The following is a 12607-nucleotide window of genomic DNA, read 5'->3' on the forward strand; positions in this document are numbered from 1 at the left end:
CTTTATGTCCTCTTTTACAGAAGCGGGGGTTAAGGGATGAAAGCCTCGTCATTCACGGTAGATCCAAAATCTTTCCACAAAAATAATTCTGATAGAATAATACAGTATTCATGAAAGATAATGGAATTTATAATAATATGAAAGATTTAATAAAAGCTTTTTATCGATGAACAGTTTAGGTTGGTCGGAGAGAATGTAACTTCTAATTTATAAGATGACGTAACGGGCTAGACCATATATGGTACTAGAAATTGAAGGTTTTGTATAACGTTATGACATAAGATTTGGAGAAGAAAGGTTTGCTGCGAAAGTGGTTCCAATCTAAAATTTAGTAATTAACTCGTTGATTGTTTTGAGATTTTTCTTAAGTCACACACCTACGCGTATCTTGACCAATGAAATAAGATGCATAATTCTCTATTTTGCAAACATATGTGTTTCAGTTTGAATTATTCTCATGAAAATTTTAGGCTATATTAGCTAAGATTAGCCTTTTATTTTTGTCTATCGTTATTTAATTAAAGTTATGTCAGAAGGAATTATATTCGAAATTGTAGGTGGTTTCACTTTCACCATATTTACTAAAAATGTGATATTTTTTCCAAAATCTGTATTATCATAAAGATATGAAATCCTCGCCCTTTGGGGGAGTAAAAAAGTAAAGTTTAATTGCGAATAAGCTTTCCGCCTCACGTTTAACTTCGTTAAACACTCTTTTTAAAAATCGATCGTAGGATTGGGGGAATACGCTGTAAATACATGTCTTACATATTCGTAAATCTTATAACTTACGCTGTCTATCATTAATTATGCCAACAATAAGTATAAGGATTGATGAAAAGTTAAAGAGGAAAATGGACGAGCTAAGCTACATAAACTGGAGCGAAGTAATAAGGAGAAAAATAGAAGAAGTAGTTGAGGAAGAGGAAAAGAAAAGGAGAGAAGATGGAAAGAAAAAGAAGGATCTTGAAAGGATTAAAAATGCATCATTGAGATCATATGAGTTCTTCCTTAATTACGGGGGTAGAAAATCTGAAGAGACTATTAGGGAGTGGCGTGACAAGAATTGGCAGTAGTTGACGCTTCAGTTGTTATAAAATGGTTTGCTAAAGAGCAAAACAGTGAACAGGCTTTATTACTCAAAGAGGCTTACGCCAAAGGTCTGGAAGATTTATCAGCTCCATGCATTTTACCTTTTGAGGTATTAAATGGACTAAAGTACACATATAATCTAGGGGAGAAAGAACTTAAAGAAGTCAGTAAAATACTTTCTGACTTCCAGATAACGCTTTACGATATTGAAAGTATGCGAGATGAGATTGTGACGATTTCTCAAACTTACGGTATTACAATGTATGATTCAGCTTACGTAGCTTTAGGTAAGGTATTAGGAGACAAAGTCTACACAGCCGATGAGAAACTGCTGAGGAAAGTCAGCGATTTACCTTTCGTACTTCACATAAGGGATTTCAAGATACCGGAAAAATCGTAGTCAGAGTCGTTAAGCATTTGCCTGACCTCCTTTAAAACATATTAGTCAGATCTGACTGGGGTGCAGACCCTCCTTGAGCTTAAAGCTTAGCCAACCTCCAATTGAGGCGAAAATTGGGCAAAAAGCCCGAATAAAACATAAATGCGCATGAAGGTCCCAGTTAGATGCATCAAAAGATAAACTAATAGCGTATTTTCAAGGTAAATTCTACGAATTTCCTAACGATAAAGCAAGGTTTTAAAGCAATGCCGAGAGGTTGTAAAGTAAGTACTGGAGTTTACAACATTAACCTTGGTATTATCTAAGGGTTTCTTTTGAATGAGTTAGAGGGATTGAGGATGTTGTTCCTAGGGATAGTTTGATTGGGAAGGTTTGATAAAATGGACGACAAGCCTCGCCCCTTCTAGGGGCGGGGTAAAGCCTTTTAAACTCTGGAATACTTTAAGGTTTTGTACAACTAGCTCCCTATGCGGGGAAGCCCATGATGATGGACATGCTAAGTGTGGCCTCTATAGGTGTCCACGCATGGAAACGCAGACTTGAATGGTGCGATAAATATCCTACATATCCCCGAGTCCCTAGGAGCTGAGAGTTGGGGCAACTCCTAGTGAGGGATAGGGGTAATGGGCTGAAGGCCCAGCCCGCGGTCTACCGCTGGACGAATGGAGTGGGTGTCATCACCCACTAGCTATGAAGTGATGAAAATGAAGGCGGTAAACCGCAAACCAATGAATCGCCCTAAGGGAACCCTAGCTGGCGGGGAGGAGGTCAGAGTAGTATTTGTTCAATTGGGTTTAAGGGGTGGAAGTTTCTCCTGTTAGGGTAGTTCACAAACTTTAGAAATGAACAGTGAATATGTTTAAATATTTACTACACCATTTTATTTTATGAAGTTAGCAATCAACTATAAGGTAAGAGGCACAAATTATAGGATTACTATTAACGTTGATAAATATAATGTTTATGATGAACTTGATAAGGTACTGAATACGATTTGTGAGAGATTTGGTAAAGTTGATGAATACACTGTGAGTAGGATTGTTGAGGAAATACCTTAGGTAAAATTGTTACACCGATAGTTACTAACGGGGCAGATGTTAAGTTTTCTGATGATGATAATTTAAATTTCATTATAAAGACTGTATTAGGAACGTCTATAGGATTAGTTATAGGCCATTTAATAGACTCTGTTTCCTCAAGAGAGGAAATGATAATAGAAGTAAGAAACCCATGTGAGAAGAAGGAGCCTAAAATGCTTCAAGCTGAATGGAATAAAGTAATAACTGAATGGAATGATTAATGATAATTCTGGATACATCGTTTATTTACTCATTTTTAAATAAAAAGGAAAAGTATCATAATGAAGCCTTAAAATTGATGAATGAAATTTTTTCGAAAAATTTGGTCAACCGGTAATTTTTGAATACGTCTTTGATGAATTACTAACTCTAATGACTAATAAACAACCTTATTTCTTTTTTCTTCTTCGCTTAGTCCTCTCCTCATTAACTCTAGAAGTATTTGAACGTAAGAGTATCTTTTCACTTTAGCAATCATCATTAGCCCTACCTTACCATATTTATTCAAGATGAACGTGAGGAGTTTTTCCTTAGTTTCCATCCTAATTTCCTCTACTTTATCCTTTTATATATCGTTTTCCTACTAATTCCGCATTCTCTTTCTAATTCACTGTCGCTCTCCTTAAGTTCTCCTAAAAGGTTTAATACTTCGGAATCGCTTAAAGAGGCCGAAAGAATTTTGCTAGTTGATTCTCTGCCATGTGTAACTTATTACACAATCCCACTAAAACATATCGTCAAAATAATGAGAAAATAGCTATCTGGTTTATCTAGATACGCCGTCTCTTGAATTTGGTGTAACACAGTATCCTTATCTCAAATAGTAGAGATAGTCTATCTCCCAATTCCACTCTTCTCCTATTTTAATCTCACTCCTTATTCTATCCATCCTTACTTTCTCATATGTTTGCCAATTTTCACAAAAAATTTACCTTTTAGACATAATTGTTCTCAAAATCTCTTCTGGAGTAGTTGGAGTCTTAGTAAATCTGGCACCTACAGCATCCTCTAATGCTCTGATTATAGCTGCAGGACCCACTATAAGTGCAGCCTCGCCTACCCCTTTACTACCTGTGGGATAATTAGAAGGATGATAATTTTCCGCAAATATTGAGGTGAATTTAGGTGCTTCAACTACTGTTGGAATATAGTAGTCTGCGTACGTTACTATTAACTGACCATTATCGTTAAGTAATGCTTGTTCATATAAAGCTTGACCTACTGCTTGTAATCCTCCTCCATGTATCTGACCTTCAGCTAATGCTGGATTAATGACCTTACCTATATCATCATATGCCCTATATTCTAAAACTCTAGCTATTCCAGTGTCATCAACCTCTACTACAGCTATATGAACACCGTATGGGAAAGTTACGTCATTTTCATACATTAGCTTTTCAACTAAACCTGGATCATGACTTCTATATGCTAAATTAGCCACATCATCCCAACTCATTCTTTTACTGGGATCACTTTTTAGTCTAAATTCTCCCTTTTCATATTGAACTTCTTGAACGTCAACATTCCATGTAGAGGCAGCGATTCTTTTCATCTTATCTAATATCTTTTCCGCTACTTTCATGGCAGCTGATCCTCCAATAGTTATTGATCTTGATCCATAGGTTCCCATACTTGCTGCAACAGTATCAGTATCACCCCATATTACTCTAACTCTATTTATATCAATTTGGAAAGTATCCGCTACCAGTTGGGCAATAGCAGTTTCTGTACCCTGACCGTGTGGAGTCGTTCCGGTGATCACTAATACATCTCCTCTTTCATCTACCCTAATTTCAGCGTATTCCCATGGACCAAAACTACATATTTCTAAGTAGAATGCTAATCCTACTCCTACTCTATGACCCTTCTTCCTCTCTTCCTCAGCCCATTTCTTTAACTCGTAGTATCCTAGTTTTTTAACACCCTCCTTTAGCAAACCTATGTAATCTCCACTATCATATCTTAATCCAAAAGGATTAGTATACGGCAACTCTGTAACTAGATTTCTCTCTCTAATAGTAACATCGTCTAGTCCCAGCTCATCTGCTACCGTACTCATTATCCTCTCAATTATATATGTTGCCTCAGGCCTGCTTGCTCCTCTATACATAGTAATCGGCGGAGTATTTGTATACACTGCAACGCTCTCTAAATCTAAATTGCGTATTTTATATGGTCCAGGTATCATCATAGGAATTATTAATGGCTGTAGACCAGCTGTAACTGTCATATACGCACCTAAATCTAACAGTAGCTTTCCTTTAATTCCTAGAACCGTTCCATCTTTCTTCACTGCCACTTCTCCAGTAAATACGTTATGCCTAGCCTCACTGGCTAACATTTCCTCACTTCTAGTAGCAGTCCATCTTACTGGTCTACCTAATATTATTGATGATGCTACTACTGCTAGGTCTTCTGGCGTTAAGTGAACTTTGCTGCCAAATGCTCCACCCACATCTGGCATTGAGACTTTTATTTTGCTTTCTGGAATACCAAATATTCTTGAGAATTCTAATCTCATATAATGGGGAACTTGTGTGGAATACCAAATGGATAAAGTTCCTCCCTCATATCTGGCTATTATTCCTCTGGGTTCCATGGGGTTTGGTATGAGTCTTTCGTTTATAGCTTCGACTTTAACGATTTTATCTGCCTCATTAAATGCCTTATCTATTTCTCCTGCTTTAAACGGTATTTTATAAGATATATTAGTTTTTAATTCATCGTGAACTATAATTTGATCTTTCTCAGCCTCTTCCATACTTGTTACTGGTTTTAAAGGTTCATAATCTACTACTACTTTATCTATTGCATCTCTAACACTATACTTATCTTGTCCTATGACAATCGCAATCGGTTCTCCTAGGTATTTGACCTTATTTTCTGGAAATGCCTTTCTCTCTATGTATCTGAATGATTTGAGGTCAATATAAGTAGGCCAGGGTCTTATTCCACCCTTTAATAATGGATTTATCTCTTTTGAAGTAAATACTGCGACAATACCGTTAACCTTTAATGCATCACTTATATCAATTCTTTTAATATATGCATGAGGATACGTACTTCTCACGAATCCAGCATAAAGTGCTGGCATTCTTATGTCGTCAACATAAGTACTTTTACCTGTAACAAATTTATCATCATATAATCTTTTTACTGGTTTTCCTACATAACTCATGCTCTCAACCTTCTGGAGGCATCTAAAACAGCTTTAATAATATTTTGATATCCAGTACATCTACATATATTTCCGTGAAGACCATCCTTTACTTCTTCTTCTGTAGGATTTGGATTTTCCTTTAATAAGAAATAGGATTGCATTATCATTCCTGGCGTGCAAAATCCGCATTGTAAAGCGAAATTATCTTTAAACGCTTCTTGTATTGGATGAAGTTTAGAATCTACAGATAAACCTTCAATGGTTGTAATTTCTGCCCCATCAGCCTGTACTGCGAACACCGTGCACGATTTCACGGATCTTCCGTTTAGTAATACAGTACATGCCCCACAAGTAGTAGTATCACAACCTACTTTAGTTCCAGTAAGCCCTAACTCGTCTCTTATGAAATCAACTAGTAGCATCCTAGGGCTTACATACCTTTCATACCATATACCGTTTACCTTTACCCTAATTTTTACCTTTTCACCCTTATTTACAATTAACATTTAACCCATCACCTCCTTTATGGTATTACGAGTTATAATTTTCATAACTTCCCTTCTGTACCAAGAGCTCCCCCTTGTATCTGATGGGGGATTTACTTGGTTAGAAACCTTACTTACGATCTCTTCTACGAGTTCATTATTTAATCTCCTTCCTATAACGTTCTTTTCAACCTCTAAGGCTCTAAATGGCTTATCTCCAACTCCCCCATAAGCTAGTCTTATATCTTCTATTTCATTACCCCTCAATTTTATTGCAAAAGCCAAAGAAACCAAGGCGAAATCACCAGCCCTTCTCACGACTTTTTTGTAAAATGTTCTATACCCCTCTAAGTTTGGTAATACAATTTCAGTTATTATTTCACCCTCTTTTATATCAGTAGTAAAAGCACCTTTAAAGAAATCTAAGGCTTTTACTGATCTACTACCAGAGGATGAAGTTAATATAATATCTGCATTTAATGCTGTTAATACTGTTGGTACGTCAGCTGAAGGGTCTGCATTAGCAGTACTTCCTCCAATTGTACCAAGATTTCTAACTTGCATATCACCTACTACTTTTACTGCCTGGTATAATAAAGGAACATTTATTTTAACTAAATCATTTTCCAATATCTCGTAATAACGTGTCAGTGCGCCAATCCTTGTAGAACTATAACTACTACTTATATAGCTTAACGTGTTTATCGGATTAAGATCTACTATATAACTTGGAGATATCACTCGCAACTTAAGCATGGGTATTAAACTCTGCCCTCCGGCTATTGGTCTAGCATCGTCATGAGACTCTAAGAACTTAGTCGCTTCTTCCACAGTAGTAACTCTAACGTAACTAAAATCTGGCGGATACACAAAATATAATAGATGTTTAACTATTTATTTTATCGTATTAAAAAATATTTAGTTAAAATTCGTATATTATAAAAAATTTTATTAACACTTCTTGCATTGTTAAACAATGAAGAGTTGCGTAAAGTAATTAATTAAACATTTTTTATTAACATGACTTAAAAAGAGTAATAATTCTATATAGAAATATTTCATTTTATCTTAAATTGCCTTAACACGTTATTCCCATGGATATATTTACTGACTTCCTCCTAAAGGGTTCCCTCCCAAGGGTTCATCGTTCCCACTATCGATTCGGGTGGCCCAGAGAACCACATTAGAAGAGTGGAGGACTTTCATCTATAAATAATGGTTGCCCTTCACTCGAGTTGGGGAGGGGCGTCATTAACGTCACTAATAGATAATAAACGAATAAATCTATAAGGGGGCTATCCATCCCCTTTCATCCCTTAACCCCCATCGCTGTAATTGTAGGAGGAGCTCTGACATCCTTCCCGCTCTGGAAGTTCTCTTACCTATAATGCAAGGTTCTTGTCCTTTTTCTTCAACTCCCCATAATGATATTTTATATCGATAGTTTACTCTACGTATTTTATGAGTCAAGTAACTTAATCAAATTACATAAATTTTGATCTCTTGACAACACATATTGTTTAAAATTAACTGCTACGTAAAATGAAAAAGAGCTCAAATCTGTCCATGTTTCATTTTGTGCCAAATGTTTCTTAAATAAGTACATAACTAGATATGTTTTTAGTTTAGAATCAGAATTTTCCTCATTTTCCAGTAATTGTTTTGCATGTGTAAATTTTGATAGTACTTCCTTAGCAGTCACAAAAATGAGCTCGTCGAGATTCTTTTCATTTAAATAAAACATCCATCCTATATTACAATTAATATTTTTAGCATCTCCATCTAATAGTATATAAACTTGAAAGTCTATATTTTTTAAATTTAAAATTTCACTTATTTCCTTAGCTCTTTTACATATATTATCTTTACCTCCTCCTTCACAGATTAGTATCTCTTTCTCGTAAAAGCATCTATATTGTGTAATGAGTTTCTTAGCATCGTTAGATGCTTTATTCAAATTCTTCATACTCAATAATCCTGCAATCAGTTATTCCTTCTACTAAAACAACTTTCAACGTATTCCTCACTTTCAACACATTCCTCTTAAATCCTCTGAAAGTTCCTGGCTCAGTTTTTTCGCGTAACTTCCTTCTATTTGCCTAATATGGATACTATTTCCTCTCCTCATGAACTCATAAACCATAACGTTATCTCCGTCAGTTTCAGTTAATAAATAATCTAGGAACTCCGTACTTTGAGTAGTTATAAACCATTGCGAATTACTTTCCTTCATTAATTCTATAGCTTTAAACATAAGTTGCGGGTGTAAATGGTTCTCTATATTATCATAAATTACTATATCATTACTTGATGCCAAAGTTAACAATATAAGTGAGACAAATCCACTGCCTAGGAACTGAATTTCCACATCATTTTCAGTTGCGACAATGTTAGGTCTACCGAATTCATCAGGCTTCATGCCTATAAATTCAAGGTTTAGCAGTTTCTTTAATCTATCCTTTACGCTGGCAAAACTAACGCTGGATAAAAAGTTATTTATGAAGTCTGCAGATATTGGATTAGGAATAGAGAATGCTACAAATCTATAGTTAGGTAACCTCTTTGTCTCATCCTGAGCTATGTCTCGTATGTTAAGTACAGAATTTTGAGGAACTGTTATATCTATTCTCAAAATCCTTATCACCTTATCATCTCTAGTTAACTTAAATCCGTTAGGTAAGGCTAGATCTTGAAGAGGCTGAATAGGGCTCACCTTGGATACTTCGTCCAAAGAAGCATTAGTAATCCTATATTCATTTAATGAAATATCTATGCCCTCTTTAGCTAAGAAATAGTGCCATAAGGGATCCATCCTTAATGTAGAAGCTAAAGTAGTAGATCTAACGTTATATACATTTGGAGAAATTATTAATAACGCGACTGTTAATGCTTCAAGAAAAGTGGTCTTGAGTGTTTTATTGCAACCCACAATTACGTTAATCTTCCGAGGGTGTAAATTTGGAATCTCTCCTTTTTCGTGGTCTATTACGTTAAATCCTCTAAGTTGGCGTACTGTTACGTTTTTAACGATATTCCTTTTTAGTTCTTCCATACATCCTAATAAGTTGTTAAAGGTAAAAATATTATACTATCTACAAGATGTATTATTCTCTTTCATAAAGGGCTTTATGGAAAGCACAGATTTTCTAGAGGAGTGATATTCCTCTGACCTCCTCTTCGCCTGAAGGGCGAGGTTTGTCGATTATTTTGTCATAAAAATTAATTGAGGGCATGCAATTACTAAATTAAGTCAAAATCCTTTTAAATTGCTTAAGTTGTTATTATTATATGAATAAAGTTCACGTTAGTGCTGTAGGAACTTCACTATTGAAGAACTCATTATCGGCAGACAACGTGAGGAAGAAAGTGGAAGACCTAGGCCTTAAAGATTGGGATAGACTTAAGTTTGACGACGATAGACAAAATAAGATTAGAGATAATTTTACAACTCTTGAAGGTCTCTTGCTTGATTTCTTAAAAAGTAAAGGAAAAGTAGCCTCTGCTGAACTGGATTCGCTACTTTCTGCTATTGATAAATTACAACATAAAAAGGAAGAGCTTTACGTGTTTCTTTACACTACTAATACGTGGAACTCTAAACTTGCAGGAGAGGTAATTAAAAATTACTTAGAGGAAGAAGGGATAAAGTCTGAGTTAGTTACCGTAAAGTCCATTTCCTCTGAGGAAACCTTCTATGAAGGAATAGAAGATCTATTTGATAAAGTAGTCTATAAAATCTTAAAATTTAAGGAAGAAGGAAAAGAAGTTTACATTAATGCAACGCCAGGCTTAAAACCCGAGACCACATTCCTCACGATAGCAGGACTTTTGGCTGGGGCGGATTTGATTTATTATAAATATCAAGAGTTTAACGATGTAGTTATTCTTCCTTCACCCCCAATAACTATCAGTCCTAGATACCTGGAATGGCTAATCGATTTTGCCAACTACGGCTATACTCTCTCAGAGAAAAAGGCAGAAGAGTTGGGAATTCCGGTAAGGCTTCTCGAGGTAAGGAATCTTGTTGAAAGAAAAGGCGAAGATGCCTATAGATTAAAAGATTGGGTGAGAAAGATGTTAGGTATTTACTTACCTGCAGGAATTACTAGCTCATACTATAAGGTGATTGTGGAAGGTGAAGAAGAGAAAGTGTTCAATAATGAGACTGAAGCATATAATTATATGGAGAAAAAGAAAAAGGAAGGAAAGAGAGTAAGAGTTGAAGTTCCAAATAAGGTGTATTTCCTTTGGACTTTGAGTTAGAGATTGAAGGTGTGAAAATTAAAGCTAAAATAGATACTGGGTTCGATGGAGATATAATAGTAAATAAAGAAGTTTTTGACAAGATTCCATATTATCCTTCTCAAGGGCCTAGAATCTGCACAGCCTCTATGGAATGCTATTCCACGTACGTTAAATTGGCTAAGATAAAGTATTTAGGGAAAGAAGTCATTTCAACTGTCCTTAACTCGCCGGTTATAGAAAAGTAGGAGAGGGACTTTTAAGGAAAGTAGGAGCGATAATAAATTATAAAGATAACACAATAGGGGATATGTAGATAGATATATGTTATACAATTGTTAAAATCGTAAAACTTACAAGTATAATCCAATATATATTACTTTTTCTCTTTAATTATTACTCTAAAGAATCTAAATAAGTACTCATCGTATAAACCTATTCGTTCAAAAGAAGGCAATTAAGCAGATATCAAAAACTGAAGAGACCTTATCATCTCAATAAAAACTTCCACAATGGCTCTAACTCGATTTTCTTACCGTTATAATCCATTATTTCCTCCATGTCCCACGTTACGATTTTGGGTTTAAAACCCAATGATGAGGAGGCTTTAGTTAAAGCACTTAACTCCCTCTCCTTTATCCCCTCCTCATCATAAGTTACCTGTATTAACTCTCCATTTTTCTCATCTAAAAAGTCTACCTCGTAGTCCTCCCCTTTAACGAAATAAACTCCCTTGTTCTGGTTTTTCCTAAGCAAATGTATTGCGACTAAATTCTCCATTAATCTTCCCATATCCTTTTTTATAGAGACTTCTTGAATAATACCCATGTCAACTACGTAAACCTTCTTGTTTTCTGCAATTCTGCTTAACTTTCCTGTATACCTTTCTACGGAGTAAATTAAGTAACTTGAAGTTAGACCGTAAAACCACTCATCAACAGTTTTATAATCAATTCTGAGCATTCTAGCAATTCTATTTAGAGAAACTTCAGAAGAGTAAAGGGAAATTATTGCTGAGGAAAAGTCCTTGAACCTAGATATCCTCTTTATCTTAAGCCTCTGAACTACGTCTTTGAACAGTATATCATTATAAATGCTGTTGACTATTTGCCTGCTGTTTAGCAGCAACGCTTCAGGAAAACCCCCTATGCTCATGTAATCTCTCAAGTAGTTCTTGATCTCAGCCCTCTCCCTTGTGGTAAGCGGTTCGGAGTAATTAACTCCCTTAAACCTTAGAAACTCCTTGAAGGAAAAGGGGAAGAGCGTGAAGTCCACATGCCTTCCGGTTAGGCTTGTGGCCAACTCACCGGAAAGTAACTTAGAATTACTCCCAGTTAATATTATCCTTTTAGTCTTCCTCAGCCTGCTCACGAATGGCTCCCAACCTTGAATGTTCTGTATTTCGTCAAACAGGATATAATCCACGTTACCGTAAAGTTCGTAAATTGCTTGTTCAACAATATGCAGATCGTCAGATTTTAAATTTCTCAACCTCTCATCATCAAAATCGACATAAGCGAAGTTTTTGTCTTTTAATAATAGGAGTGATAGAGTAGATTTACCGCTTCTCCTAACCCCTAATATTGCTAGGATGTTTGGTATTGATAGGTTTGTTAGCAACTCCTCTTTAGGCACGTCTCTGGGTATTGCCCTACTCATTAAGTTTTCTGCATCTTCTCTTTGTTCCTTTATAATGCTTTTTATTTCCTCAACGTTCACGCATAATAGGGGTTTTTTGCATTTTTAAACTTTTGGAGTATACTCCATAAGTTAATCGAAAGAGTTTTGGAGTATACTCCAGAACTAAATCTGGGGAATAGTTCATACTCTTTAAGTTATAATGACGTCACATACGGTAAGCCGTGTACGTATTTACAAGTTTTAGAATTGAGGGTAGAATTTTTCATTCCGACCAGAGAAGTAATATTTCTTAATACTATTATATCAAGAGGTGTATAAGTTATTCGTTTTAAGGGCCCTAAGGGAAAGCCTCGCCCTTAACGGTAGACCCAAAATCTTTCCACAAAAATAATTCTGATAGGATAATATATCATTTATAGGAAATAATAGAATTTATAATGATATTAAAAATTAATGAAATGGAGTTATGATGGAAGTGTGTTTATAATCTTTAACGCTGAGCAACTTC

At 35.5% G+C, this 12607-nt stretch carries 12 protein-coding genes and 2 pseudogenes; 7 read left to right on the forward strand and 7 right to left on the reverse strand.

The annotated features are described in order from the left end of the window. Nucleotides 1-809: 809 nt before the first annotated feature. The 5 genes and pseudogenes from D1867_RS11960 to D1867_RS12570 all read left to right on the forward strand — a co-directional run bounded on the left by D1867_RS11960 (nucleotide 810) and on the right by D1867_RS12570 (nucleotide 2550). The gene (locus D1867_RS11960) at nucleotides 810-1076 is read left to right on the forward strand and encodes a hypothetical protein (RefSeq protein ID WP_155864321.1); all 267 of its coding nucleotides are present in this window, start codon (nucleotides 810-812) and stop codon (nucleotides 1074-1076) included. Then, nucleotides 1067-1492 (forward strand): type II toxin-antitoxin system VapC family toxin, encoded by a 426-nt coding sequence (locus tag D1867_RS11965; RefSeq protein ID WP_155864322.1) that lies wholly within the window; start codon nucleotides 1067-1069, stop codon nucleotides 1490-1492. The genes D1867_RS11960 and D1867_RS11965 overlap by 10 nt, the downstream gene beginning before the upstream one ends. A 184-nt stretch (nucleotides 1493-1676) precedes the next feature. Continuing rightward, nucleotides 1677-1785, forward strand: a pseudogene (locus D1867_RS12560) (IS110 family transposase); the annotation flags it as partial. Nucleotides 1786-1948: 163 nt separating this feature from the next. Then, a pseudogene (locus tag D1867_RS12565) lies at nucleotides 1949-2313 on the forward strand (hypothetical protein); the annotation flags it as partial. A gap of 66 nt (nucleotides 2314-2379) precedes the next feature. After that, nucleotides 2380-2550, forward strand: a complete 171-nt coding sequence (locus D1867_RS12570) for a hypothetical protein (RefSeq protein ID WP_240872282.1) — start codon at nucleotides 2380-2382, stop codon at nucleotides 2548-2550. 397 nt (nucleotides 2551-2947) lie between these two features. On the opposite strand, the gene D1867_RS11980 is transcribed toward D1867_RS12570, so the two are convergent. From D1867_RS11980 to D1867_RS12005, 6 genes are all read right to left on the reverse strand, one after another. Beyond that, nucleotides 2948-3112 (reverse strand): hypothetical protein, encoded by a 165-nt coding sequence (locus D1867_RS11980; RefSeq protein ID WP_155864323.1) that lies wholly within the window; start codon nucleotides 3110-3112, stop codon nucleotides 2948-2950. A 387-nt stretch (nucleotides 3113-3499) separates the two neighbouring features. Next, nucleotides 3500-5749: a glyceraldehyde dehydrogenase subunit alpha gene (cutA, locus tag D1867_RS11985; protein ID WP_155864324.1), complete on the reverse strand. Its 2250-nt coding sequence runs from the start codon at nucleotides 5747-5749 to the stop codon at nucleotides 3500-3502. After that, a complete protein-coding gene (cutC, locus tag D1867_RS11990; protein WP_155864325.1) occupies nucleotides 5746-6237 on the reverse strand; it encodes a glyceraldehyde dehydrogenase subunit gamma in 492 nt (163 codons plus the stop codon). Before cutC ends, cutA begins: the two co-directional genes overlap by 4 nt. After that, nucleotides 6238-7086: a glyceraldehyde dehydrogenase subunit beta gene (gene cutB, locus D1867_RS11995; RefSeq protein WP_338078063.1), complete on the reverse strand. Its 849-nt coding sequence runs from the start codon at nucleotides 7084-7086 to the stop codon at nucleotides 6238-6240. A 589-nt stretch (nucleotides 7087-7675) separates the two neighbouring features. Continuing rightward, nucleotides 7676-8182: a hypothetical protein gene (locus tag D1867_RS12000; RefSeq protein ID WP_155864326.1), complete on the reverse strand. Its 507-nt coding sequence runs from the start codon at nucleotides 8180-8182 to the stop codon at nucleotides 7676-7678. 63 nt (nucleotides 8183-8245) lie between these two features. Next, complete coding sequence (locus D1867_RS12005; protein WP_155864327.1) at nucleotides 8246-9268, reverse strand: AAA family ATPase; 1023 nt, start codon at nucleotides 9266-9268, stop codon at nucleotides 8246-8248. Between the two features lie 236 nt (nucleotides 9269-9504). Here D1867_RS12005 and D1867_RS12010 point away from each other — a divergent pair, with 236 nt between their 5' ends. After that, complete coding sequence (locus D1867_RS12010; RefSeq protein ID WP_155864328.1) at nucleotides 9505-10479, forward strand: CRISPR system ring nuclease; 975 nt, start codon at nucleotides 9505-9507, stop codon at nucleotides 10477-10479. After that, nucleotides 10464-10706 (forward strand): clan AA aspartic protease, encoded by a 243-nt coding sequence (locus tag D1867_RS12015; RefSeq protein ID WP_240872284.1) that lies wholly within the window; start codon nucleotides 10464-10466, stop codon nucleotides 10704-10706. Before D1867_RS12010 ends, D1867_RS12015 begins: the two co-directional genes overlap by 16 nt. Before the next feature lie 241 nt (nucleotides 10707-10947). On the opposite strand, the gene D1867_RS12020 is transcribed toward D1867_RS12015, so the two are convergent. Further along, the gene (locus tag D1867_RS12020; RefSeq protein WP_338078064.1) at nucleotides 10948-12177 is read right to left on the reverse strand and encodes an ATP-binding protein; all 1230 of its coding nucleotides are present in this window, start codon (nucleotides 12175-12177) and stop codon (nucleotides 10948-10950) included. Between the last annotated feature and the right edge of the window lie 430 nt (nucleotides 12178-12607).

This window comes from Acidianus infernus (assembly GCF_009729545.1).
Taxonomy (GTDB): Archaea; Thermoproteota; Thermoprotei_A; order Sulfolobales; family Sulfolobaceae; genus Acidianus; species Acidianus infernus.